The 24,460-nt window shown below is 73.8% G+C and carries 22 protein-coding genes; 2 read left to right on the forward strand and 20 right to left on the reverse strand.

Annotation, left to right across the window (positions count from 1 at the left end; translation table 11 throughout):
• Nucleotides 1-4: 4 nt before the first annotated feature.
• The 4 genes from HDA34_RS03390 to dapA are packed head-to-tail and all read right to left on the reverse strand — an operon-like array spanning nucleotide 5 to nucleotide 6,434.
• Nucleotides 5-619, reverse strand: coding sequence for a CDP-alcohol phosphatidyltransferase family protein (locus HDA34_RS03390; RefSeq protein WP_041104255.1), 615 nt, complete (start codon nucleotides 617-619; stop codon nucleotides 5-7).
• Nucleotides 616-3,762 carry an FtsK/SpoIIIE family DNA translocase gene (locus tag HDA34_RS03395; RefSeq protein ID WP_134376962.1) on the reverse strand — a complete coding sequence of 1,049 codons (3,147 nt, stop codon included), beginning with the start codon at nucleotides 3,760-3,762 and terminating at the stop codon, nucleotides 616-618. Before HDA34_RS03395 ends, HDA34_RS03390 begins: the two co-directional genes overlap by 4 nt.
• Nucleotides 3,763-3,816: 54 nt before the next feature.
• Nucleotides 3,817-5,502, reverse strand: a complete 1,686-nt coding sequence (locus tag HDA34_RS03400; protein ID WP_002856517.1) for a ribonuclease J — start codon at nucleotides 5,500-5,502, stop codon at nucleotides 3,817-3,819.
• A gap of 14 nt (nucleotides 5,503-5,516) precedes the next feature.
• Complete coding sequence (gene dapA, locus HDA34_RS03405) at nucleotides 5,517-6,434, reverse strand: 4-hydroxy-tetrahydrodipicolinate synthase (RefSeq protein WP_134376963.1); 918 nt, start codon at nucleotides 6,432-6,434, stop codon at nucleotides 5,517-5,519.
• Between the two features lie 41 nt (nucleotides 6,435-6,475).
• Here dapA and HDA34_RS03410 point away from each other — a divergent pair, with 41 nt between their 5' ends.
• Nucleotides 6,476-7,747 carry a heparan-alpha-glucosaminide N-acetyltransferase domain-containing protein gene (locus HDA34_RS03410; RefSeq protein WP_134376964.1) on the forward strand — a complete coding sequence of 424 codons (1,272 nt, stop codon included), beginning with the start codon at nucleotides 6,476-6,478 and terminating at the stop codon, nucleotides 7,745-7,747.
• Between the two features lie 17 nt (nucleotides 7,748-7,764).
• Here HDA34_RS03410 and HDA34_RS03415 read toward each other — a convergent pair whose 3' ends face one another.
• The 5 genes from HDA34_RS03415 to rpsO form a co-directional block, all read right to left on the reverse strand.
• Nucleotides 7,765-8,283: a hypothetical protein gene (locus HDA34_RS03415; protein ID WP_041104248.1), complete on the reverse strand. Its 519-nt coding sequence runs from the start codon at nucleotides 8,281-8,283 to the stop codon at nucleotides 7,765-7,767.
• Nucleotides 8,276-9,067, reverse strand: coding sequence for a 4-hydroxy-tetrahydrodipicolinate reductase (gene dapB, locus HDA34_RS03420; RefSeq protein ID WP_002855289.1), 792 nt, complete (start codon nucleotides 9,065-9,067; stop codon nucleotides 8,276-8,278). Before dapB ends, HDA34_RS03415 begins: the two co-directional genes overlap by 8 nt.
• A 43-nt stretch (nucleotides 9,068-9,110) precedes the next feature.
• Nucleotides 9,111-10,439 carry a M16 family metallopeptidase gene (locus HDA34_RS03425; RefSeq protein ID WP_036315003.1) on the reverse strand — a complete coding sequence of 443 codons (1,329 nt, stop codon included), beginning with the start codon at nucleotides 10,437-10,439 and terminating at the stop codon, nucleotides 9,111-9,113.
• An 83-nt stretch (nucleotides 10,440-10,522) separates the two neighbouring features.
• On the reverse strand, nucleotides 10,523-12,784 hold the full coding sequence (locus HDA34_RS03430; RefSeq protein WP_036315001.1) for a polyribonucleotide nucleotidyltransferase: 2,262 nt from the start codon (nucleotides 12,782-12,784) through the stop codon (nucleotides 10,523-10,525).
• A 296-nt stretch (nucleotides 12,785-13,080) separates the two neighbouring features.
• Nucleotides 13,081-13,350, reverse strand: a complete 270-nt coding sequence (gene rpsO, locus HDA34_RS03435; RefSeq protein ID WP_017488396.1) for a 30S ribosomal protein S15 — start codon at nucleotides 13,348-13,350, stop codon at nucleotides 13,081-13,083.
• Between the two features lie 131 nt (nucleotides 13,351-13,481).
• Between rpsO and HDA34_RS03440 the strand changes: the two genes are divergently transcribed.
• Nucleotides 13,482-14,486 carry a CPBP family intramembrane glutamic endopeptidase gene (locus HDA34_RS03440; RefSeq protein ID WP_044658601.1) on the forward strand — a complete coding sequence of 335 codons (1,005 nt, stop codon included), beginning with the start codon at nucleotides 13,482-13,484 and terminating at the stop codon, nucleotides 14,484-14,486.
• Here the strand turns inward: HDA34_RS03440 and HDA34_RS03445 are convergent.
• The 11 genes from HDA34_RS03445 to HDA34_RS03495 form a co-directional block, all read right to left on the reverse strand.
• Nucleotides 14,464-15,306, reverse strand: coding sequence for a class I SAM-dependent methyltransferase (locus tag HDA34_RS03445; protein ID WP_134376965.1), 843 nt, complete (start codon nucleotides 15,304-15,306; stop codon nucleotides 14,464-14,466). The two genes, HDA34_RS03440 and HDA34_RS03445, sit on opposite strands and share 23 nt — an antisense overlap.
• Nucleotides 15,303-16,280, reverse strand: a complete 978-nt coding sequence (locus tag HDA34_RS03450) for a bifunctional riboflavin kinase/FAD synthetase (protein ID WP_041104239.1) — start codon at nucleotides 16,278-16,280, stop codon at nucleotides 15,303-15,305. The genes HDA34_RS03445 and HDA34_RS03450 overlap by 4 nt, the downstream gene beginning before the upstream one ends.
• Complete coding sequence (locus tag HDA34_RS03455) at nucleotides 16,280-16,711, reverse strand: hypothetical protein (RefSeq protein WP_036314984.1); 432 nt, start codon at nucleotides 16,709-16,711, stop codon at nucleotides 16,280-16,282. The genes HDA34_RS03450 and HDA34_RS03455 overlap by 1 nt, the downstream gene beginning before the upstream one ends.
• Nucleotides 16,712-16,722: 11 nt before the next feature.
• Nucleotides 16,723-17,091, reverse strand: a complete 369-nt coding sequence (locus HDA34_RS03460; protein WP_002855305.1) for a hypothetical protein — start codon at nucleotides 17,089-17,091, stop codon at nucleotides 16,723-16,725.
• Entirely contained in the window at nucleotides 17,088-18,053 is a 966-nt protein-coding gene (gene truB, locus HDA34_RS03465; RefSeq protein ID WP_078026112.1) for a tRNA pseudouridine(55) synthase TruB, read from the reverse strand. The genes HDA34_RS03460 and truB overlap by 4 nt, the downstream gene beginning before the upstream one ends.
• A gap of 13 nt (nucleotides 18,054-18,066) precedes the next feature.
• Nucleotides 18,067-18,519, reverse strand: a complete 453-nt coding sequence (gene rbfA / locus HDA34_RS03470; protein WP_073116937.1) for a 30S ribosome-binding factor RbfA — start codon at nucleotides 18,517-18,519, stop codon at nucleotides 18,067-18,069.
• An 80-nt stretch (nucleotides 18,520-18,599) separates the two neighbouring features.
• Nucleotides 18,600-21,401, reverse strand: coding sequence for a translation initiation factor IF-2 (gene infB, locus HDA34_RS03475; protein ID WP_134376966.1), 2,802 nt, complete (start codon nucleotides 21,399-21,401; stop codon nucleotides 18,600-18,602).
• 191 nt (nucleotides 21,402-21,592) lie between these two features.
• Nucleotides 21,593-21,934: a YlxR family protein gene (locus HDA34_RS03480; protein WP_078025530.1), complete on the reverse strand. Its 342-nt coding sequence runs from the start codon at nucleotides 21,932-21,934 to the stop codon at nucleotides 21,593-21,595.
• A 42-nt stretch (nucleotides 21,935-21,976) separates the two neighbouring features.
• Complete coding sequence (gene nusA / locus HDA34_RS03485) at nucleotides 21,977-22,963, reverse strand: transcription termination factor NusA (protein WP_036314069.1); 987 nt, start codon at nucleotides 22,961-22,963, stop codon at nucleotides 21,977-21,979.
• A 1-nt stretch (nucleotide 22,964) separates the two neighbouring features.
• Nucleotides 22,965-23,552: a ribosome maturation factor RimP gene (gene rimP / locus HDA34_RS03490; RefSeq protein WP_036314068.1), complete on the reverse strand. Its 588-nt coding sequence runs from the start codon at nucleotides 23,550-23,552 to the stop codon at nucleotides 22,965-22,967.
• Nucleotides 23,553-23,682: 130 nt separating this feature from the next.
• Nucleotides 23,683-24,432, reverse strand: coding sequence for a sulfite exporter TauE/SafE family protein (locus tag HDA34_RS03495; protein WP_169577818.1), 750 nt, complete (start codon nucleotides 24,430-24,432; stop codon nucleotides 23,683-23,685).
• Nucleotides 24,433-24,460: the final 28 nt, after the last annotated feature.

Consider the following 24,460-nt stretch of genomic DNA (forward strand, 5'->3'; position numbering starts at 1 on the left):
CGCCTCAGGCCCCCCGCTGGGCGGCGAGGGCGTCCCGCCGCAGGATCCACGCGTCCTTGACGTACTCCAGACCGGTCAGCACCGTCAGCACGGTGGCGGCCCCGATGACCACCCAGCCGGCCCACGGCCACCAGCCGCCCACGAGCGGAGCCAGGGGCAGGAGCAGCAGGCCGATGCCCACGGTCTGCAGCACGGTCTTGAGCTTGCCGCCGCGGCCGGCCGGCATCACGCCGTAGCGGATCACCACGAAGCGCATCAGGGTGATGCCCCATTCACGCACCAGGATCACGATGGTCACCCACCACCACAGCTCGCCCAGCAGGGAGAACAGCACGAGGGCCGTGCCCGTGAGCAGCTTGTCCGCGATGGGGTCCGCGATCTTGCCGAAGTCGGTGATCAACCCGCGGGCGCGGGCGATGTCCCCGTCGAGCTTGTCGGTGTACATGGCCGCCGCGAACAGCGCCAGCGCGAGCCAGCGGGCGAGGAGCGAGTCGCCGCCCCACGGCCCGCCGGCCCACAGCGCCCAGGCGAAGAAGGGCACCATCAGGATGCGCACCGAGGTCAGGATGTTCGGCAGGTTCCAGGCGGACACGTGCTGCGCCCCGCCCGCCGTGCTCATCTGCCCGTCAGCTGCCACGCGTCCTCCGATCCCTCGTCGTCGTCCTCATCGTTCCAGTCCACGGCGGCCGGGCGCGAGTCCAGGTCCTCCTGCACCAGGTCGCGCGGAGCGGACGACGCCGAGGCGGCGTCGTCACCGGTTCCGGCCGAGGGCGGGGTGTCTCCGGAGATGGTGGCGAGCACGTCCGCGAGGTCGTCGGGCTTGACCAGCACGTCGCGGGCCTTGGAGCCCTCGGAGGGGCCCACGACGCCGCGGGACTCCATGAGGTCCATGAGGCGGCCGGCCTTCGCGAAGCCCACCCGCAGCTTGCGCTGCAGCATGGACGTGGAGCCGAACTGCGTGGTGACCACGAGTTCGACGGCCTGCAGGAGCAGGTCCAGATCGTCGCCGATGTCCTCGTCGATGACCTTCTCGGTCTTCTCGGGGATCACGTCCTCGCGGTACTGGACCTGCATCTGCGACTTCACGTGCTCCACGACGGCGTGGATCTCGGACTCGTTGACCCACGCCCCCTGCACGCGCATGGGCTTGGACTTGCCCATCGGCAGGAACAGGGCGTCGCCCTGGCCGAGCAGCTTCTCCGCGCCGGGCTGGTCCAGGACCACGCGCGAGTCCGTGACCGACGACGTCGCGAACGCCATGCGCGAGGGCACGTTGGCCTTGATCAGGCCCGTGACCACGTCCACGGACGGCCGCTGCGTGGCGAGCACGAGGTGGATGCCGGCCGCACGGGCCAGCTGGGTGATGCGCACGATCGCGTCCTCGACGTCGCGCGGGGCGACCATCATCAGGTCCGCGAGCTCATCCACGATGACCAGCAGGTACGGGTACGGGCGCAGCACGCGCTTGGAGTCCGGCGGCAGCTTCACCTGGCCGGCCCGGACGGCCTTGTTGAAGTCGTCCACGTGCTTGTAGCCGAACGCCGCGAGGTCGTCGTAGCGGGTGTCCATCTCCTTGACGACCCACTGCAGCGCCTCGGCCGCCTTCTTCGGGCTCGTGATGATCGGGGTGACCAGGTGGGGCACGCCCTCGTACGCGGTGAGCTCGACGCGCTTGGGGTCCACCATCACCATGCGCACCTCGTCCGGGGTGGAGCGCATGAGGATCGAGGTGATCATCGAATTCACGAACGAGGACTTGCCGGCGCCGGTGGCGCCCGCCACGAGCATGTGGGGCATCTTCGCGAGGTTGGCCACCACGTAGCCGCCCTCCACGTCCTTGCCGACGCCCATCACCATCGGGTGGTCGGTGCGCTGGGCGGCCTGCGAGCGCAGGACGTCGCCGAGGGCCACGACCTCCTTGTCCGTGTTGGGGATCTCGATGCCGATCGCGCGCTTGCCCGGGATGGGGCTGAGGATCCGCACGTCCGAGGAGGCCACCGCGTACGCGATGTTCTTCTCCAGCGCCGTCACCTTCTCCACCTTGGTGCCGGGGGCGACCTCGACCTCGTAGCGCGTCACCGTCGGCCCGCGGGAGAACCCGGTGACCTGGGCGTCCACCTTGAACTCGGTGAACGTGGTGGTCAGCGCGGCGACGACCCGGTCGTTGGCCTCGGAGCGCTCCTTCGGCTGGGGCCCGGCCGGGAGCAGGGCCGACTGCGGCAGCGTGTAGGACACGTCCCCGCCCAGCTCGGACTGGGTGCCGCGGGCCGGCTCGGCGGTCACCGGCGGCACCGGCGCGGGGGTGCTGGCGGGCACGGCGGAGGACGACGACGGCGCGGCGGCCCCGGAGCCCTGACCCGGGGCGTCGTCCAGGGCGAACGGGGTGTCCTCCCCCGCGTCCCCCTCCTGGCGCGCGGCGGCCGGGGCGGCGGACTCGCGCTGGGCGCGGGCATGCTCGCGGACCTGCTCGAGGGCACGGTCCGCGGCCGTGGGCCGGCGCACTCCGGCGGGCGGCTGCGGCTCGGCGTCCGCGTCCTCGGGCGCGTCGTCCTCGTCCACCCACGGGTCGAAGTCGTCCGAGGCGTCCCGGCCCGCGTCCCGCGCGTCCGCGGCGGCCTGCTCGGCGTCGAACACGCCCTGCTCCCCGCGAGCGGCTCGCCGGGGGGCGGGCCGGGGCAGGACCTGGGTGGTCTCCGCCTCGGGGGCGGCGTGGGAGCCGGCCTCGGCCTCGTGGATCACCGGGGAGTCGTAGGCGGTGCTGGCGGTGTGCTCCGGGGCGGCGTCGGCGGCCTGCTCCTCGCGTGCCCGGCGCCCGCCGAACAGGCGCGCGAACAGGCCGGGGCGGGAGGCCCCGGCGGCGTGGGCGCCGGCGGCCGGGCCGTCCAGGTAGGACTGGTCGTGGTCCGGGTGGGTGCGCCCGGTCTCCGCATCCACGGAGAGCGGGGTGGCGAGGTCCTCGGCCTCGCGGCGCTCCTCCCGGGCCCGGCGCCGCTCGGCACGGCGGGCGGCCCGCTGCTCGGAGGCACCCTCGGGGTCCTGGCCCGTGAGCCAGTCGTAGCCGCCCGCGATCCGCTGCGGGATCGAGCCGACGGGCGTCGCGGTGAGCACGAGCACCGAGAAGAAAGCCAGCAGGATCATGAGGACCCAGACGGGCACGGGTGTCAGCAGGGAGGCCAACGGCGCCGTCGCGAGGTAGCCGACCATGCCCCCGGCGCCGAGCATGTCCTCGAAGGCGTCGGCGGCCGAGGGCACGCCGCCCACGAGGTGGGCGATGCCGGAGCCCGCGACGGTGGCCATGAGCAGGCCGATGATGATGCGTCCGTTGGCGCGATGGTCCGTGGCGTGGCGGAAGCAGCGCACGGCCACGACGAGCAGGGCGATCGGCACCAGGAGGGCGAACCACCCGACGGTGCCGCCCACCACCCCGTGCACCACGCGGCCGACGGCGGTGCCGCGCAGGCCCCACCACTCCACGGCCGCGATCAGCGCGGCGAGCAGCAGCAGGACCAGGCCGGTGCCGTCACGGCGTTCCTCGCGGTCGATGCGCACGTCCGGGCCGAGCTTGCGGAAGCCCGCGCCGACCGGTGTGGCCAACCCCATCCACAGGGTGTGCAGGGCGCGCAGGGGCGCGGCGGGCCGGTCGGCCTCGGGGACGGTCGCGGTCGACCCCTTCCGTCCGGAGCCTCGGCGTCCGGCGGAGCCGGAGCGGGACGTGGCGGAGGAGGAGGACGACGAACGCGTGGGGGAAGTACGGGTCGCCATGCCCACCAAACTACCGCGAACCGCGGACACGGCAGGCATGGCGACCCGGAGGGGTCAGGCCTCCAGGACCACCGGGATGATCATCGGGCGCCGGCGCAGCTTGCGGTTGACCCACGTGCCGACGGTCCGGCGGACCACCTGCTGGAGCTGGTGGGCGGTGTGGTCCTTGCTGGACTGCACGGCCTCCTCGAGCGCCCGGACGATCTTCGGCTTGATCTCCTCGAACACCTTCTCGTCCTCGGCGACGCCGCGGGCGTGGACGTCCGGACCGGACACGATCGTGCCCGTCTGCCGGTTGACCACGGTGATGATCGAGATGAAGCCCTCCTCGCCCAGGACACGGCGGTCCTTGAGGTCCGAGTCGGAGATCTCACCCACGGAGGAGCCGTCCACGTACACGTAGCCGCACTCCACCTCGCCGACGACCTTCACGAGGCCGTCGGTCATGTCCACCACGGTGCCGTTGCCGGCCAGGATGACGTTCTCGGCCGGCACGCCGGTCTTCTCCGCGATCCGGCCGTTGGCGATCAGGTGGCGGGTCTCGCCGTGCACCGGCATCACGAACTCGGGCTCGACGATGTTGTAGCAGTACAGCAGCTCGCCCTCGGAGGCGTGGCCGGAGACGTGCACCTTGGCCATGCCCTTGTGCACCACGGTCGCGCCGAGCTTCATGAGCCCGTTGATCACGCGGAACACGGAGTTCTCGTTGCCCGGGATCAGGGAGGAGGCCAGCACGACGAGGTCGCCCTCCTCCAGCTGCACCTGGTGGTCCCCGTTGGCCATGCGGGACAGGGCCGCCATCGGCTCGCCCTGGGAGCCGGTGACCATGAGCACGATCTCGTCGTCTCGGTACTTGTCCACCTTGCGGATGTCCACGAGGATCCCGTTCGGCACGTTGAGGTAGCCGAGCTTCGCCGCGATGGTCATGTTGCGGATCATGGAGCGCCCGCCGAAGGCCACCTTGCGACCGTGCTTGTGGGCGGCGTCGAGGACCTGCTGGACGCGGTGCACGTGGGAGGAGAACGAGGCCACCACGATGCGGCGCTTCGCCGTGGCGAAGTAGCGCTCGAGGGTGGGGCCGATCTCCGCCTCCGTGGTGGTGAACCCCGGGACCTCGGCGTTCGTGGAGTCGGTCATGAACAGGTCCACGCCCTCCTCGCCGAGACGGGCGAAGGCGCGCAGGTCCGTGATGCGGCCGTCGAGCGGCAGCTGGTCCATCTTGAAGTCGCCGGTGTGCAGGATGGTGCCGGCGTCCGTGTGGATGGCGACGGCGAGCGCGTCCGGGATCGAGTGGTTCACGGCCACGAACTCGCACTCGAACGGGCCGAACTCGACGATGTCGTCTTCCTTGACCACGCGGGTGCGCGGCTTGATCCGGTGCTCCTCGAGCTTGGCCTCGATCAGGGCGAGGGTCAGCTTGGAGCCGATCACGGGGATGTCGTCGCGCAGGCGCAGCAGGTACGGCACGGCGCCGATGTGGTCCTCGTGGCCGTGGGTCAGGACGATGCCGACGACGTCGTCCACGCGGTCCCGGATGTAGTCGAAGTCCGGCAGGATCAGGTCGACGCCGGGCTGGTGCTCCTCGGGGAAGAGGACGCCGCAGTCGACGATGAGGATCTTGCCGTCGATCTCGAAGGTGACCATGTTGCGGCCGACCTCCTCGAGGCCGCCCAGCTGGACGATGCGGCAGGTGCCCCGCTTGAGCTTGGGCGGGGTGGACAGGCGGGTGCCTGCGGTCATGGAACGGGTCCCTTCTAGAAGGTGATGCCGGCCTCCGCGAGGTCGGCTCGGATGACGGAGAGCTCGTCCGGCGTGGCCTGGACGAGGGGCAGCCGCACGGCTGCGGACGGGATGACGCCCTGGGCGGCGAGGACGGCCTTCGCGGCCACCGCGCCCTGGACGTGGGTCATGATGCCGCGCTGGACGGGGTCCAGCGCGAAGTGGTGATCACGGGCACCGGCCAGGTCGCCGGCGTGGACGGCGTCCACGAGCTGGCGGTACAGCTCGGGGGCCGCGTGCGCGGCCACCGAGACGACCCCGACGGCGCCGAGCGCCATGAGCGGCAGGGTCGCACCGTCGTCGCCGGAGTAGAGGTCGAGGTCTGTGTGCGCCAGGACGGTGGTGGTGGACTGCAGGTCCCCCTTCGCGTCCTTGAGCGCACGGATGTTGGGGTGCTGCGCGAGCGCGATGATCGTCTCGGGCTCGATCGGCATCACGGAGCGGCCCGGGATGTCGTAGAGCATGATCGGCAGGTCCACGCCGTCGGCCACGGCCTCGAAGTGCGCGCGGATGCCGGCCTGGTTGGGCTTGTTGTAGTACGGGGTGACGAGCAGCAGCCCGTCCACGCCCGTCTCGGCCGCGCGGCGGGACAGCTCGAGGGTGTGCGCCGTGTCGTTGGTGCCGGTGCCGGCCACGACCCTGGCGCGGTCCCCCACGGCCTCGACGACGGTGCGGAACATCGCCACGTTCTCGTCGTCCGTGAGCGTGGAGGTCTCGCCGGTGGTGCCGGTGACCACGAGGCCGTCGGCCCCGCGGTCCACCAGGTGCTCGGCCAGCGCGGCGGCCACCTCGAGGTCCACGGCGCCCTCGTCCGTCATGGGGGTGACCATGGCGGGCACGACCGTGCCGAAGAGCAGCTCGGAGGGGATGACGGCGGGACGGACGGCACTCATGGGCCCCACCCTACCTGCGAGACTGGGGGCCCGCGCCGTCCGTGGCCCCTCCGCGACGCGCGGCGACCCGAGAGGAGCCCGCCCTGCGTCCCGCCCCGCCCCCCGCCGCCGTCCGCCCGGACCGGCCCGCACGTCGCCGGCTGCCCGGCGTCGACGCGGCCCGCGGGATCGCCCTGCTCGGCATGATCACCGTCCACGTCGTCGACCCGGCGACGGCGGACGGGGCGCCGCACCCGGCGTTCCTGTGGTTCGCCGGACGCGCCTCGGTGCTGTTCGTCCTGCTGGCCGGCGTCGGGCTGGCCCTGTCCACGGGGGGCGCGACGCCGGCCACGGGGGTCCGGCGCGCGGCGCTGCGCCGCCGGATCGCCCGACGCGCGGGCCTGCTGTTCGTACTCGGGCTCGCGTGCGGGACGCTCGGCGTCCCCGTGGCCGTCATCCTGTGCCACTACGCCCTGCTCTTCCTGCTCGCGCTGCCCCTGCTGGGCCTGCGCGCCCGCGCCCTGGGCCTGATCGCGGGGGCGTGGCTCGTGCTCGGGCCGGTGCTGGTGTTCGCGGTGGTCGCGGCCGCGCAGGCCGCCGTGGGGCGCCAGGAGTTCTTCCTGGGCGGGCGGCTCTGGCTCTCCCCCGGCCCCGCGGACCTGCTGCGTCCCGGGCTGCTGCTGGCCGATCTGACGCTCACGGGCTACTACCCCGTCCTGTCCTGGGGCGCGTTCCTCGTGCTGGGGCTGGCCCTGGGGCGGCTGCCGCTGGACCGGCCCCGCGTGGCCGCCGGGATCCTCGGCGGCGGGGCCGCGGCGTGGGCGGCGGCCGGCGTCGTCGGTGCGGCGGTGCTGCGGGCTCCGGGCACGGTCGGGCGGGTCGCCGCGGCGATCGGCACGGACCCGGCCGAGACGGCGCTCACGCTGCGCACGGGCGAGCCGCGGCTCGCGCTGCTGATCCCGGATCCGCTGTGGCTCGCCCTGCCGACCCCGCACTCCGGGTCCGTGGTGGCCGCCGTGCTCGCGGCGGGCTGGGCCTGCGCCGTGCTGGGCGCCTGCCTGCTGGCCCGGCCGCTGGTCGGGCACGCCGCGCTGCGCCCGCTCGTGGGTGCGGGGCGCATCCCGCTCACGCTCTACGTGGGGCACCTCGTGGTGCTCGCGCTCGTGGACGCGACCGGACTCGACCCGGCCGACGGGGCGCTGCTCGCCGCCCTCGTCGTGCTGAGCCTCGCGGCCGGGCTGGCCGCCGAGCTCAGCGGCCGACGGGGTCCGCTCGAAGCCGTGATGGCCCGGCTCTCCCGGGCGGGTGGGGAACGGGCCGTCGCAGGGCGCTGAGCGAGGCGTGGGCCGCGTCAGCCGGCGCGGTGCAGGCGGACGGCCTCCCGGGCCGCCTCGCGGGCGCGGCGGCGGTCGCCCGAGGCGTCGTAGGCCAGGGCGAGGCGGTAGCGGGCGCGCCAGTCGCGCGGTGCGGCCTCGGCCTCCACGCGGTACAGCTCGAACTGGGCGTCGGCGGCCTCCCGGTCGATCCGGCCGCCCGGCGAGCGCGGCAGGTCGTCCTCCGGCAGTCCGCCCTCGGCCTCGAGCTGGTCGGCCAGGCGTTCGGTCTGGCGGCCGAACCACACCTCGCGGGCCAGGACGGCCACGGTCACCAGCACCACGAGGATGACGCCCACGCCGATCGCCTTGGCCAGCGGCTGCGGGGCGCGCACCAGCGCGACGGACGCGTTGAGGGCGAACCCGGCGAACAGCAGCACGAGCAGGCAGACGAAGCCGACCCACACCTTGCTCATCACGGTCGAGCGGCGGGCACGGGCGGCGTGCGCGGTCGGGCCCACGGCGCCGTCGTCGGGAGTGCGGGAGGGCTCAGCCAAGGTCCAGGTATCCGTCCAGTCCGTAGGTCAGACCCGGGCGGGAGGCCACGGTCCGCAGGCCGAGGACGACGCCGGGCATGTAGGCGCCGCGGTCGAACGCGTCGTGCCGGACCACGAGCTGCTCGCCCGGCCCGCCCAGCAGCACCTCCTGGTGCGCCTCCAGGCCACGCAGGCGCACCGCGTGCACATGCACGCCGTGGACGACGGCACCGCGCGCGCCGTCCGGGTCGTGCTCGGTGGCGTCCGGGGAGACGGGCACGCCGGCCGCGTCCCGGGCCGCGCCGATGAGCTCGGCGGTCCGCACGGCCGTGCCCGACGGGGCGTCCACCTTGTCCGGATGGTGCAGCTCGACGAGCTCGACGGACTCGAAGTACCGCGCCGCCTGCGCGGCGAACGCCGAGGCCAGCACCGAGCCGACCGAGAAGTTCGGGGCGATCAGCACGCCCACCCCCGGGTGCTCCGCCAACTGCGCCTCGAGGCGCTCGCGGCGCTCGGGCACCCAGCCCGACGTGCCCACGACCGTGTGCAGCCCATGCTCCACGGCGAAGGCCACGTTCTCGGGCGAGGCGTCCGGCACCGTGAGGTCCAGGACGTGCGTGGCGCCGGCGTCGAGCACCGCGTCCAGGCGGTCCTGCGAGCCGAGCTCGGCCACGAGCTCCAGCCCCTCGGCCGCTCGCACCGCGGGCACCGCGTGGCGGCCCATGCGGCCACGGGCGCCCAGGATCGCGACGCGCGGGACGTCGTCGGGAGCGGACACGGCGGAGGGGGTGCGGGTCTCGGTCATGGCCTCCAGCCTACGCGGCCCGCCCCGGCGGCCGTGGCCGAGGTCAGGCCGGGGCGACGACGACGCGCGCCCGGTCCCCCGCGGCCAGGCGCGCGGCCACGGCCCGGACCTGGCCGGCGTCGACCTCGCGGACCCGGGCGAGGGAGGCCGCCAGGTCCACGTACTCCCCCGTGACCAGCTCGGCCCGTCCCAGCCGGGACATGCGGGCGCCCGTGGACTCCATGCCCAGCACGGTGCCGCCGCAGATCTGCCCGTGGGCGCGCGCGAGCTCCTCCCCGGTGACGTCGGCCTCGGCCATCCGGTCCAGCTCGGCCTCCATCAGCGCGGCCACCTCGTCCACCCGGTCCGGCTGGCAGCCCGCGTACAGGCCCCAGTAGCCGGCGTCGGAGTACCCGGCGGAGAACGAGTAGGTGTTGTAGGCCAGGCCGCGGCGCTCGCGGATCTCCTGGAACAGCCGCGAGGACATGCCCCCGCCCAGGACGGACTGCATGACGCCCAGGGCGAAGCGGTCCGGGTCCGTGGTGGACAGCGAGCGGCCGCCGACGAGGACGTTGGCCTGCTCGACCGCCTTGGTGACGGTGTGCGTGCCGGTCCGCACCCGCGAGGCCGCGGCCCCGGCGGTGTCCACGGCACGACGCGGGGCGGGCAGGGCCCCCTGGGTGAGCTCCCAGCCCGAGGCGCGCAGGGCGGCGAGGACGAGGCGGCAGACCTCGTCGTGGTCGAGGTGGCCGGCGGCGGTGACGACGAGCTCGTCCGGGCGGTACCAGTGCGTGTAGTGCCCCACCACATGGTCGCGGGTGACGGCCCGGATCGTCTCGGGCGTGCCGCCGATCGGCCGGCCGAGGGGGTGGCCGTCCAGCATGACCTCGGCGAGCTTCTCGTGGGCCACGTCCACGGGGTCGTCCGCGTCCATGGCGAGCTCCTCGAGGATCACGCCGCGCTCGGTCTCGAGCTCGTCCGGGTCGATCAGGGAGGAGGTGAGCATGTCCGTGAGGACCTCCACGGCCATCGGCAGGTCCTCGTCCAGCACGCGGGCGTGGTAGACGGTGGACTCCTTGGCCGTGCCGGCGTTGGACTCCCCGCCCACGCGGTCGAAGGCGGCCGCGATGTCCATCGCGGTGCGCGTGGGAGTGCCCTTGAAGAGCAGGTGCTCGAGGAAGTGCGTGGCGCCGTAGCCCTCGGGCGACTCGTCACGGGACCCGACGGCCACCCAGTAGCCGATGGTCACCGAGCGCTGGTCCGGCATGGCCTCGGTGAGCACGCGGACGCCGCCGGGCAGCACGGAGCGGCGCACCACGGAACCGTTGCCCTCGTCCGCCAGCACGCCGTCGAAGTCCAGGGGGATCTCACGGTGAACACTCATGACGGCCATTCTCGCCCATGCGCGACGACGGCGCCGCACCACTCGCGGGGAGGGTGCGGCGCCGTCGTGGTCACCGGGCCGGGCGGGGCGGATCAGGCCTCGATCTGCGAGGACTCGATCGCGTCCGCGGTCTCGGCCAGGGCGTCGGACTCCGCCACCACCGGGGAGAGGGACAGCTTGCCGCGGTCGTCGATCTTGGTGATCTCGACCTGGACCTTCTGGCCCACGCCGAGCACGTCCTCGACGTCGTCCACGCGCTTGCCCTCGTTGAGCTTGCGCAGCTCGGAGATGTGCAACAGGCCGTCCTTGCCCGGGGTGAGCGAGACGAACCCGCCGAACGTGGTCAGCTTCACCACGGTGCCGAGGTAGCGCTCACCGACCTCGGGGACCTGCGGGTTGGCGATCGCGTTCACCGCGGAGCGCGCGGCCTCGGCCGAGGCGCCGTCGGTGGCGCCGATCAGCACGGTGCCGTCGTCCTCGATGGTGATGTCCGCGCCCGTGTCGTCCTGGATCTGGTTGATCATGGCGCCCTTGGGGCCGATGACCGCGCCGATCTTGTCCACCGGGATGCGCACGGAGATGATCCGCGGGGCGGTGGGGGCCATCTCGTCCGGGGCGTCGATGGCGGCGTTCAGCACGGACAGGATGTGCAGGCGCGCCTCGCGGGCCTGCGTCAGGGCGGCGGCCAGCACGGAGGCCGGGATGCCGTCCAGCTTGGTGTCCAGCTGGATCGCGGTGACGAACTCCGCGGTGCCGGCCACCTTGAAGTCCATGTCGCCGAACGCGTCCTCGGCGCCGAGGATGTCGGTCAGGGCCGCGTACTGGGTCTGGCCGTCCACCTCGGCGGAGACCAGGCCCATGGCGATGCCGGCCACGGGCGCACGCAGCGGCACGCCCGCGTTCAGCAGGGACAGGGTGGAGGCGCAGACGGAGCCCATCGACGTCGAGCCGTTGGAGCCGAGGGCCTCGGAGACCTGGCGGATCGCGTAGGGGAACTCCTCGCGGGCCGGCAGCACGGGCACGAGGGCGCGCTCGGCGAGGGCGCCGTGGCCGATCTCGCGGCGCTTCGGGGAGCCCACGCGGCCGGTCTCGCCGGTGGAGTACGGCGGGAAGTTGTAGTGGTGCATGTACCGCTTGGCCGTCTCCGGCGCCAACGAGTCGATCTGCTGCTCCATCTTGAGCATGTTCAGCGTGGTGACGCCCATGATCTGGGTCTCGCCGCGCTCGAAGATGGCGGAGCCGTGCACGCGGGGCAGGACCTCCACCTCCGCGGTCAGCTTGCGGATGTCCGTCAGGCCGCGGCCGTCGATGCGCACCTGGTCGGTGAGGATGCGGCGGCGCACGATCTGCTTGGTGAGGGAGCCGTAGGCCTTGGCGATCTCGCCCTTGCGCTCGGCGAAGTCCTTGCCCTCGCCGGCGAGCTCCTCGAGCACCTCGAGCAGGTAGGCGTCCGAGGCCGACTCGCGCTCCTGCTTGTCGCCGATGGAGAAGATCTCGGTCAGGCGGTCCGTGGCGAGCTTCTCGACGGCGGCGTAGGCGTCGTCCTGGTAGTCCTGGAACACGGGGACGTCCACCGGGTCCTTGCCGGCGCGCTTGACCAGGTCGGCCTGGGCCTCGCACAGGGCGCGGATGAAGGGCTTGGCGGCCTCGAGTCCCTCGGCCACGATCTCCTCGGTGGGCGCCTGCGCGCCGCGCTCCTTGACCAGGGTCCAGGAGTCCGGGGTCGCCTCGGCCTCGACCATCATGATGGCGACGTCGTCGCCCACCACACGGCCGGCCACGGCCATGTTGAACACGGCGCCCTCGAGCTGGGAGTGCTTCGGGAACGCGACCCACTGGCGCGTGCCGGAGCCGTCGTCCATGAGGGCCATGCGCACGCCGCCGATGGGACCGGAGAACGGCAGGCCGGACAGCTGCGTGGACAGGGAGGCGGCGTTGATGGCCACCGTGTCGTAGATCTCGTCCGGGGCGATCGAGGTGACGGTCACGACGACCTGGACCTCGTTGCGGATGCCCTTGACGAACGCCGGGCGCAGCGGGCGGTCGATCAGGCGGCAGGTGAGGATCGCGTCCGTGGACGGGCGGCCCTCGCGGCGGAAGAACGAGCCGGGGATGCGGCCCGCGGCGTACATGCGCTCCTCGACGTCCACGGTCAGCGGGAAGAAGTCGAAGCCCTCGCGGGGCGACTTGCCGACGGTGGTGGCGGACAGCATCGACGTCTCCTCGTCGATGTAGACCATGGCGGCGCCGGCGGCCTGCTGGGCGAGGCGCCCGGTCTCGAAGCGGACGGTGCGCTTGCCGTACGAGCCGTTGTCGATGACGGCCTCGGCGAAGGTGATCTCAGGACCCTCCATGAGGGCCTCCTTTCAGGTGGACGGCGCCGCAGGCGTCCCTGTCCCCCTGGTCTTCGATCGAGGCCCTCGGCATCCCGCCGTGCGGCGGGGTCCGGGAGCCACTGTCGAGGACCGCGAGCGATGGGCGCGGAGCCGTCGGGTGTGTCGATGATGCGGGGATGCGCGCCATGGCGCGCCGGAGTGCCGCAGGCTGCGGCGATCTCTCCCCCGGGACACACTACGTGCGTCCGGGGGCAGACGAAAGGCGGCGCCGGCGCTCGCGGGTCTCCCGCGGGCTCCGGCGCCGCCTCCTCAGGTCACTTGCGCAGGCCGAGGCGCTCGATCAGCGCGCGGTAGCGCTCGATGTCGACCTTCTGCAGGTAGCCGAGCATGCGACGACGGCGACCGACCAGGGCCATCAGGCCGCGACGGGTGTGGTGGTCGTGCTTGTGCTCCTTGAGGTGCTCGGTCAGGTCCTTGATGCGGCGGGACAGGACCGCGATCTGCACCTCGGGGGAACCGGTGTCGCCCTCGTGGGTGGCGTACTCCTTGATGATCTGCTGCTTGACAGCGGGATCCAGGGCCATGGTGGGCCTCCTTCACTTCGGTACCGCGAACACGGGCCGCGCCCCGCCGGGGCGGACGACGCGGGGCCCACCCCACCGCGGACTGCAGGGAGGCCGAGGGTCGAGTCTACCGCATCGCCTACCCTGGCCCGGTGAGCACCCCACCGGTCCCCCACTCCCCGGCCCCGTCGTCGTTCCCCCTCCGGCCGCCCGCGCCGCCCCTGGATCTGCCGCTGATCGGCCACGGCTACCCCGCGCTGCTGCGCACGCCGCGGGCCCGATGGTGGAACCCGCTCGCGTCCTTCGGCCTCGTGCTGGCCGGCCTGGTGGGCCTCCTCGTGCTCGGGGGCGTGCTGGGCGCTCTCGCCCTGATCGCCACGTCCGGGCCCGCGCTGCTCGGCGCGGCCGACCCGACGGACGTGACCGACCTCGACCTGTACTCCGCGCCCATGGTGCTGCTGAACAACCTCCTGCTCGCCGCGCTGATCGGGGTCGCGCTGCTGGCCGTGGCGCTGGGCCACCCCGTCGCCGCCCGCTTCGTCCACTCGGTCGAGGGCCGCGTGCGCTGGCGCTGGCTGGCGCGCTGCGTCGTCGTGCTGACGCCGCTGTTCCTCGCCTACGTGCTGGGCGCGTGGGCCCTCGACGGCGCCCCCACGGCCCCGCGCGCGCAGGACTGGGTCTGGCTGCTCGTCATGGCGTTCGTGCTCACCCCGTTCCAGGCCGCGGGCGAGGAGTACCTGTTCCGCGGGTGGCTGCTGCTGGCCGTCGGCACGTGGATCCGCCGGCCGGTCGTGGCCGCCGCGGTCACCGCGGTGCTCTCGGCGGCGACCTTCTCGCTCGCCCACGGCTCGCTCGACCCGTGGATCCTGCTGGACCTCGCCGCGTTCGCCGTCGCCGCCGTCCTGCTCACGTGGCGCACGGGCGGGCTCGAGGCCGCCGTCGCCCTCCACGTGGTCAACAACGTGGTGATCATCGCCGTCGGCACGCTCGTGGGCACCGTCGAGGACAGCTACGTGGGCGCGGAGACCGCCGGCTCCCCGGCGGCCACGCTGCTCTCGGTGGCGGTGGTCGCGGTGGCCACGGCGCTGCTGCTCTGGCAGGCGCGGCGGGCCGGGATCGCCCGGACGGTCCCGGTCACCGTGGGCGCCCGCCCCTGACCGGCGCCGCCCACCAGGCCACCGTCACGTAGGGCACCTGCAGGACCGCGTCCGCCGCATGGCCCAGGTGCTCGTGCAGGTACCAGTCGAGGTTGGCCGTCATCCGGGACCGGATCCGCTCGTCCGCGCGCAGCCAGTACGAGCGCGAGGCCATGAGCCCGTGCAGCCCCGCCGCGGTCATGGGCTGCGTCCACGCCCAGCGCGCGTGCTCCTCCGCCCCGAACGGGGCGGCGAACCGGCGCTGCTCCGGCCGGGCGGCGTGCACGTCCCCGGCGTGCATGATCCGGGTGAGACGGTGCACCCACGGCACCGCCGTGTCGAGCTGGTTCCACACCGCGGCCAGGCGCCCGCCCGGGCGCAGCACCCGTGCGGCCTCCGCGCTCGCCGCGGCCGGGTCCATCCAGTGCCATGCCTGGGCCGCCACCACGACGTCGGCGCTCGCCGCCGGCAGGCCCGTGGCCTCGCCCGTGCCCGGCACGGCGCGCACCCGCCCGCCCGTGCCGGCCGCGACCTCGCGTTCCAGGACGGCGCGCATCGACGCCGACGGCTCGAGGGCCGTCACCGTCCGCACCCGGTCCGCCGGGCGGGCCGCGAGCAGCCGGGTGAACAGTCCCGTCCCGGCCCCGAGCTCCACCACGTCCGCGCCGTCGGCGGTGCCCGCCAGGACGCGGTCCACCGCGGCGGCCGGGTAGGAGGGGCGGACGGCGTTGTAGTGCTCCCCGCCGGTCTCGAAGGGGTTGGGCCCGGCCCGACGGGCCCGGGCCGGGCGCCCCGGCAGGTTCGGCACAGCGGGGGGAGCGCCCGGCTCCGGGGCGCTCACCGGTCGGAGGGGGTCGTGGCCAGGATCGCCCGGGCCTCGTCCACGTCCTGCGTGATCTGCGCCACGAGCTTCTCGACGCCCTCGTAGGCGACCATCCCGCGCAGCCGGGCCACGAACTCCACCTCGATGTGCTGGCCGTACAGGTCGAAGTCCTCCACCCGCTCGTCGTGGCGGTCGATCACGTGTGCCTCCACCACGCGGGAGACGTCCTCGAACGTGGGGTTCGAGCCGATGGAGATCGCGGCCGGCCACACCCCGCCGTGCGCGTCGTGCACCCAGCCGGCGTAGACGCCGTCGGCCGGGATCATGCCCTGCACATCCGTCTCGAGGTTCGCCGTGGGGAAGCCGAGCTCGCGGCCGCGCGCGAACCCGTGCACCACCTCGCCGGCGAGCACGTGGTGCCGGCCGAGCACGGCCGCGGCCTGGGCGACGTCGCCCGCGGCCAGGGCCTCCCGCACCCAGGTCGAGGAGCAGCGGCGCTCCGGCTCGGCCCCGTGTTCGGCGGGGAACTCCTCGACGGCCTCGACCTCGAAGCCGTAGCGGGCCCCCAGGCGCACCATCTCCGCGACGTCGCCGGTGTTGCCCCGGCCGAAGCGCACGTCGTGCCCCACGACCACGACGGCGGCGTGCAGCCCGTGCACGAGCATGCCGCGGACGAACTCCTCCGGGGACTGGTCCGCGAACTCGAGGGTGTAGCGCTGCAGGAGCACCGCGTCCAGACCCGCCTCGTCCAGGAGGACGACCCGCTGCTCGGGGCTGATGATGTCCACGTGGGGCACCTCGGGATGGTGCACGGCGCGCGGGTGCGGGGTGAAGGTCACGGCCACGGCCAGGGCGTCGCGGGCCCGCGCCAGCTCGACGACCCGGCGCAGCACCTCCCGGTGGCCGCGGTGCACGCCGTCGAAGTTGCCCAGGGTGACCACGGTGCGCGGCAGGTCCGTGGGGACCTCGTCCAGGCTGTTCCAGACCCGCATCAGAGCGCCCCCGCCTCGGCCGGGCGGGCGGGGCGGTGCGTCAGCAGCCAGATCAGGCCGACCACCGGCAGCACGAGCGGCACGTAGCCGTAGCCCGCGCCGAACCGGGACCACACGGTGTCGTGGGCGAACATCCCCGGATCCAGGACGGTCCACAGGCCCACGCCCACCACGCCGGCCAGCTCCACGAGCACGGCGCCCAGCGCCACGGCCCAGGCGCGCGCGCCGGAGCGGGCGAGCGCGAACGTCGCCACGATGTACACGACCGCCGCGACCGCGGAGAGCGTGTACGCCACGGGGGCGGCGTCGAACTGCGTGAGGATCTGGAAGAGGCTGCGCGCGCTCGCCGAGAGGGCGAACACCGCGTAGACCATGACGATGATCCGGCCGAGACCCTGGTTGCGCGCGGGGGCGCCGTCGCTGGGTGCCATGTCCATCCTCCTCACCACTGCCCGAACCAGATGACCTGCATGCGGTGCAGCATCACGGCGATCGTGGGCCCGACCACGGCCAGCACGAGGTTGGACCACCGGGTCTTGTCCGTGACGGCCCAGCCCACGGCGATCACCGGCACGATCAGGGCGGTGAGGATGTAGCCCCAGAACTCCCAGCCGGGGCCGTTCAGGGTGTCCCCGCCGAGCTGGCGGACGGCGGCGGCCGCGGCGTAGACGAGCGTGAACAGCTCGACGGCGGCCACCGAGAGGATCGAGGCGTCCGCGGGGTGGCGGCGGATCGCCGTCATCACCACGCAGACCACGAACGAGACGGCACCGATCACCAGTCCCGTCCAGAACCAGGCGTCGAGGATCATGCGGTCCTTCCCTGTCCCGGCCCCTCGGCCGGGGCGAACACGAGCTGGGGCTTGGCGACGTCGGCGCCGCGGCGGCGCACGTCGGAGACGAGGGCGATGACGCGGCCGTCCGGCGCGCGCCCGGCGACGAGCGTCTCACCCGTGCCGGTGGGCGCCACGACCCGCCCGAAGGCGAGCTCGTGGGCCTCGTGCTCCGTCAGCTCGCGCACCGGGAAGAGCCCGGCGGCGGCCTCGGAGAGCTCGGTCATCGCGAAGCGCTCCGCGAGGGCCTCGAGCGAGAGCGCGTCGGCCACGTCGAACGGGCCGACGGCGGTGCGGCGCAGCGCCGTGAGGTGCCCGCCGGTCTCGAGGGCCTCGCCCAGGTCGCGGGCGAGCGCCCGGATGTAGGTCCCGGACGAGCAGCGCACGGTGACGTCGAGGTCGACCAGCCGGCCGCCGTCGAGCCGGCGCAGCTCGTGCACCGTGAACTCGTGCACGGTGACGGGGCGGGCGTCGAGGGTGACGTCCTCACCCGCTCGGACGCGGTCGTAGGCGCGCCGGCCCGCCACCTTGACGGCGGAGACGGCCGAGGGCGCCTGCAGGATCTCGCCCGTGAGGGCGGCGACCTGCTCGGCGACGCGCTCGGGCGTGACGGCGTTGGCCAGCCGGGTCTGCACGACCTCTCCCTCGGCGTCGTCCGTGACGGTCGACTGCCCGAGGCGGATCGTGGCCGTGTACGTCTTGTCCGTGCCCGTGATGGCGGTCAGCAGGCGCGTGGCCTTGTTGACGCCGACCACGAGCAGGCCCGTGGCCATGGGGTCCAGGGTGCCGGCGTGGCCCACCTTGCGGGTGCCCGCCAGCCGGCGGACCCGCCCGACGACGTCGTGCGAGGTCCACCCCTGCGGCTTGTCCACGAGGACGACCCCCGACGCCTCCGTTCCCGGCGCGTCGGGGGCCTGTCCCCCGGTGCTGCGAGCGCTCACCGTGCCGCGGGCCTCAGGCGCGCGGGGCGTCGTCGGCGTCGGCGTCCGGCTCCGCGCTGCGGTACGGGTCCGCGTCACCGGCGTACGACGCGCCCTCGCGCGCCTTCGCCAGCTCGGCGTCCCGCTCCTTGGCCGCGCGGAGGACGTCCTCCAGGTGTGCGGCCGCCTCGGGGACGGTGTCCGCCACGAACTCGAGCGTGGGCACCAGGCGGATGGTGAGCCCGCGGCCCACCTCGCGGCGCAGGATGCCGCGGTTGTCCTGGATGCCCTCGTGGGCGGCGGCCACCGTGGCCTCGTCGCCCAGGACGGTGTAGTAGACGGTGGCGTGCTGCAGGTCGTTGGTCACGCGGACCTCCGTCACGGTGACGGGCTCCACGCGGTCGTCCTTGACGCCGCGGCGCAGCGCCTCGGCCACGAGGACCTTGATGCGCTGGGCCAGGCGGCCGGCGCGTGCCGGATCGGCCATGGTGCGGTTCCTTCCGGTGGTGATGGTTCAGAGGGTGGGACGCGGAGGGCGGGGGCCCGTGCGGGCCCCCGCCCCGGCCGTCAGACGCGCGGCTTCTCCTGCATCTCGAAGGTCTCGATCACGTCGCCCTCCTTGATGTCGTTGAAGCTGCCCAGGCCGATGCCGCACTCGTAGCCCTCGCGGACCTCCGTGGCGTCGTCCTTGAAGCGGCGCAGCGACTCGATCTTGAGGTGATCGGAGACCACCACGCCGTCGCGCACCAGGCGGGCCTGGGCGTTGCGGCGGATGAGGCCCGAGCGCACGAGCGAACCGGCGATGTTGCCCCACTTGGAGGAGCGGAACACCTCGCGGACCTCGGCCGAGCCGAGCTCGACCTCCTCGTACTCCGGCTTCAGCATGCCCTTGAGCGCGTTCTCGATGTCATCGATCGCGTCGTAGATCACGCTGTAGAAGCGCATGTCCACGCCCTCGCGGTCGGCCAGGTCGGCGACCCGCTCGGCGGGGCGCACGTTGAAGCCGATGATGATGGCGTTGTCCACGGTCGCCAGGTTCACGTCATTCTGCGTGATGGCGCCGACGCCGCGGTGGATGACGCGCAGCTGCACCTCGTCCTCGCCGACCTCGATCTTGAGCAGCGAGTCCTCGAGCGCCTCGACGGCACCGGACGCGTCGCCCTTGATGATGAGGTTGAGCGTGTCCAGCTTGCCCTCGGCCACGGCCTGGTCGAAGTCCTCCAGGGTGATGCGCTTGCGGCGCTTGGCCAGCTGGGCGTTGCGGTCCGCGGCCTCGCGCTTCTCCGCGATCTGGCGGGCGGTGCGCTCGTCGTCGGTGACGAGGAACGAGTCGCCGGCACGCGGCACCGCGGACAGGCCGAGCACCTGGACGGGACGCGACGGATCGGCCGCCTCCACGGCGTTGCCGTTCTCGTCGAACATGGCGCGCACACGGCCGTGGGCGGAGCCCACCACCATGGTGTCGCCCACGCGCAGCGTGCCGGTCTGCACCAGCACGGTGACGACGGCGCCGCGGCCCTTGTCGAGGTTGGCCTCGATGGCCACGCCGCGGGCGGCCTTGTGCGGGTTCGCCGTGAGCTCGAGGGCGGCGTCCGCGGTGAGCAGGATCGCCTCGAGCAGCTGGTCGATGTTGATGTTGTTGCGCGCGGAGACGTCCACGAACATCGTGTCGCCGCCGTACTCCTCGGGCACGAGGCCGTACTCGGTGAGCTGACCGCGGATCTTGTCCGGGGCGGCGGTGTCCTTGTCGATCTTGTTGACCGCCACCACGATCGGCACGCCGGCCGACTGGGCGTGGTTGAGCGCCTCGACGGTCTGCGGCATGACGCCGTCGTCGGCCGCCACCACCAGCACGGCGATGTCGGTGACCTTCGCACCGCGGGCACGCATGGCGGTGAACGCCTCGTGACCCGGGGTGTCGATGAAGGTGAGGCGACGCTGCTCGCCCTCGTGCTCCACGGGCACCTGGTAGGCGCCGATGTGCTGCGTGATGCCGCCGGCCTCGCCCTCGATGACGTTCGAGGAGCGGATGGCGTCCAGCAGACGCGTCTTGCCGTGGTCCACGTGGCCCATGACGGTGACGACCGCGGGGCGCGGCTCGAGGTCGGCCTCGTCCTCGTTGGCCGCCTCGGCCTCGAGGTCGATGTCGAAGGCCTCCAGCAGCTCCTTGTCCTCGTCCTCCGGGGACACGATCTGGACCTTGTAGCCCAGCTCGTCGCCGAGCAGCTGGAAGGTCTCCTCGTCGAGGGACTGGTTGGCCGAGGCCATCTCGCCGAGGGTGAAGAGCACCTTCACCAGGTCGGCGACGTCGGCGCGGATCTTCTCGGCGAAGTCGGCCAGGGACGCGCCGCGGCGCAGGCGCAGAACGGTGGTGCCGTCACCCTTGGGGACCTTGACGCCGCCGATCTCACGCGTGTGCTGCTGCTCGAACTCCTGGCGCTTCGCGCGCTTCGACTTGCGTCCCTTGCGCGGGCCGCCGCCGCGCCCGAAGGCGCCCTGGGCGTTGCCGCGACCGCCACGGCCGCCCGGGCCGCCGGGACGACCCGGGCCGCCACCGGGGCCGCCGCCCGGACGGCCACGGCCGCGGGCCGGCTGCGGGGCCGGGGTGATCTGCTTGGGCATCATGCCCGGGTTCGGACGCGGCCCACCGGGGCGGGGACCGCCGGCGCCCGCGGCCGGGCGCGGACCGCCCGGACGGGGACCGCCGGCACCGGCCGGCGGACGGGGGCCGCCCGGACGAGGCGCGCGGTCCTCACGACCGGAGCGCATGCCCTGCGAGGGGGCGAACGGGTTGTTGCCCGGACGCGGAGCACCGCCACGGCCGCCCGGGCGGGCGCCCGGGCGAGGCCCGGCGGAGCCGCCCTTGGGGCTGAACGGGTTGTTGCCGGGACGCGGGGCGCCCGGCTTGGGCGCGGAGGCACCCGGCTTGGGCGCGGCGGCGCCCGGCTTCGGCGCGGCCGACCCCGGCGTGGCCGGCGGCTGCGGGGCCTTCGGCTCGGCCGGGGCGGCCGGCGTCGGTGCGGCGGGGCCGGGGGTCGGGGCGGCGCCCGGCTTGGGCGCGGCGGTGCGGCCCGCGGCGGGACCGGGCGCCGGGGCGCCGGCATTCGACGTGGGGGCCGCGGCGCGCGGCGACGGGGCGGCCGCCGGCTTCGGCGCGGCGGAACGGCCCGGGGCGGCGGGCGTGGAACCGGGCTTGGCGGCGGACTTGCCGGCACCCGGGTAGGCGTTGCGCAGCTTCTTGACCACCGGGGGCTCGATGGTGGACGAAGCCGAGCTGACGAACTCGCCGAGGTCCTTGAGCGTGCTCAAGGCCTCCTTCGAGGTGATGCCGAGCTCCTTGGCGAGCTCATGGACGCGGACCTTGGCCACGGTTCTCCTGTTCTGGCCCCACGGGCCGGAACGGAGCCGCTCGGGCTGTCCGTCTCAGCGCGTCCTGGGACCGTTGACGTTGCTCCAGGCCGTCGCGCGCGCCACCAGGGCACGCGCACCACGGCCTGCCTGATAGCAGGGGGTGAAGTTCATCGCTGGGCACTCATGCTTCAGTGCTCATCGGGTACGCATCAGATCTCTGACCCGCCTTCATCTGTCGGTCTGTCAGCCGGTGCCTCCGCGGTGCGGCCCAGCGCGTCGGCGTCGACGGCGGACCGGAAGGCCCGCCCGAACGCGCGGCGGCGCAGGGCGAGGTGGAGGCAGTCCTCGCCGGGATGCAGCCACGCACCCCGGCCGGGACGGCGTCGTTCCGGGTCCCAGACGACGGATGGGGGTTCCGTCGAGGAGTCCAGGGCGACGCGCACCAGCTCTTGCTGGTCCGCCCTCGATCGGCATCCGATGCAGGTGCGCACGACCGTCCGAGACGTCATGCGTTCACCCCTCACGGGCGTCGGATCGAGAAAGGACCTCATCCATCCTAGCGCGTCCGGGCCCGGATCTGTTCCCGGGGACGGTCAGCGGCCCGGGGCGGAGGTGGTGACCCCGTCGCCGACGATGTCGATCCGCCAGCCCGTGAGCTTGGCCGCGAGGCGGGCGTTCTGGCCCTCCTTGCCGATGGCCAGGGACAGCTGGTACTCCGGCACCACGGCGCGGGCCGAGTGCTGGTCCGCGTCGAGGATCTCCACCGAGACGGTCGTGGCGGGCGAGAGGGCGTTGGCGATCATCGCGGCGGGGTCGTCCACGTGGTCGACGATGTCGATCTTCTCGTCGTTGAGCTCCGTCATGACGGCGCGCACGCGGCTGCCCATCTCCCCGATGGAGGCGCCCTTGGCGTTCACCCCGGGGCGGGTGGCGCGCACGGCCATCTTGGTGCGGTGGCCGGCCTCGCGGGCCAGCGCCGTGATCTCGACCGAGCCGTCCGCGATCTCCGGGACCTCGAGCTCGAAGAGCTTGCGCACGAGGCCGGGGTGCGAGCGGGACACCGTGACGGACGGGCCCTTGGCGCCGCGCGTCGCGGAGACCACGTAGGCGCGGATCCGGCGGCCGTGGGCGTAGTCCTCGCCGGGCACCTGCTCGGGCGGCGGGAGGACGGCCTCGAGGGTGCCGAGGTTCACCTGGACCATGTGGCGGTTCAGGCCCTGCTGGATGACGCCGGAGACGAGCTCGCCCTCCTTGTCCTTGAACTCGCCGAGGACCTTGTCGTCGTCCTCCTCGCGCATGCGCTGGATCATCACCTGGCGCGCCGTGGAGGCGGCCACCCGGCCGAAGCCGTTCGGGGTGTCGTCGAACTCGCCGATGGGCGTGTCGTCCTCGTCCAGCTCCGTGGCCCACACGGTGACGTGGCCGGTCGCGCGGTCGATCTCCACGCGGGCGCGCTTCAGGGCCCCCGGGGTGCGGTGGTACGCCATGAGCAGGGCCTGCTCGATGGTGGGGATGAGGCGGTCCATCGGGATCTCCCGCTCCGCCTCCAGCATGCGCAGCGCGCTCATGTCGATGTCCAACTCATGCCTCCGTGTGCTCGGCCGTGTCCTCGCCCGCGGCGGCGTCGGCGTCGCCGGCCTGCTGAGCGGGGCTCCACTCTACCTGCACGATCGCCGGACCGAGGCGGTCGAGGGCGACCCGCTCGGCGGGCAGCTCCTTGGCCTTCATGCCCTTCTTCGCGGGCGGGCGCACCACGGCCAGCTCGACGTCGTCGTCCGTCACGTCCTTCAGGCGGGCGGTCACGGGCGCGGCGCCGTCGACCGAGACCTCGACGAGACGGCCGACGTTGCGGGCGAAGTGGCGGGGCTCGGTGAGCGGGCGGTCCACGCCCGCGGTGGTGACCTCCAGCAGGTACTCCCCCGCGCCGACGCCGGGCACGTGGTCGCCCAGGGCGTCGAGGGCGGCGGAGACCCGGCCGGAGAGGCGGGCGACGTCGTCCAGGCTCAGGCCCTGGGTGCCCGAGGCGCGGTCGAGGACCACCTCGACGGTGCGGTGCTCGGCGGTGCCCGTGGCGCGCACCTGCTCCACCACCACGTCGTCGGCCGCCAGGGCCTCCTCGACGCGGGTGCGCAGCTCGGCGAGGTCGTCGCGGCGGTCGGTGCTGTCCATGGGGTGCCTCACTCGTCGGGTCGGGGCCGCCGCGCCACGCGGGCGGGGGCCGGGGTCGGGATCCGGGGCCGAGCCTACCGGCGGCCCACGGCGGGGCCGAGTGCTCCCGACCGGGTTGGACGGGGCGAGCTCAGCGCAGCAGCGGGGCGAGGGTGTCCGCGCCGACCTTGACGATGAGCGCGGTCACCACCATGAGGTACACCACGCGGATGAAGCCGGTGCCGCGGGCGATCGCCATGCGGGCCCCCACGTAGCCGCCCATGAGGTTGGCCGCGCCGAGCAGCAGCCCCAGGCCCAGCACCGCGTGCCCCGAGGGCACGAAGTACGCGAGCGCGCCGAGGTTGGTCGCGAGGTTGACCACCTTCGCCTGTGCCGAGGCGTGCAGGAAGTCGAACTTGAGCAGCAGGACCAGCCCCAGGATGAGGAACGTGCCCGTGCCGGGGCCGAGGACGCCGTCGTAGAAGCCCACCGCCGCGCCGAGCGCCACGGCCCGGGCCAGCGCGGTGCTCCGCCGCGGCCCCACGCCGGCGACCTGTCCGAGGCCCGGGCGCACGGCCGTGAACACGGCGACGGCGATCAACGCCGCCAGGATCACGGGCCGGATCACGCCGGCCGGCAGATGCGCGGCGACCACGGCCCCGCCCAGGGCCGCCGCGAAGGCGACGGCGGCCATCGGCAGTGCGGTGGACAGATCCTGCCGCAGGCGCCGCCGGTAGGTGAGCGCCGACGTCGCCGTGCCGAACACCGAGCCGAGCTTGTTGGTGGCCAGGGCCTGGATCGGGCTCAGCCCGGGCACGAGCAGCAGGGCCGGCAGCTGCAGGAGCCCGCCCCCGCCCACGACGGCGTCGATCCAGCCCGCCGCGAAGCCCGCGGCGAGCACGAGGACGAGCAGCCCGGCGGTCAGCTCG

It is taken from the genome of Micrococcus luteus, from assembly GCF_014138885.1.
GTDB lineage: Bacteria > Actinomycetota > Actinomycetes > Actinomycetales > Micrococcaceae > Micrococcus > Micrococcus luteus.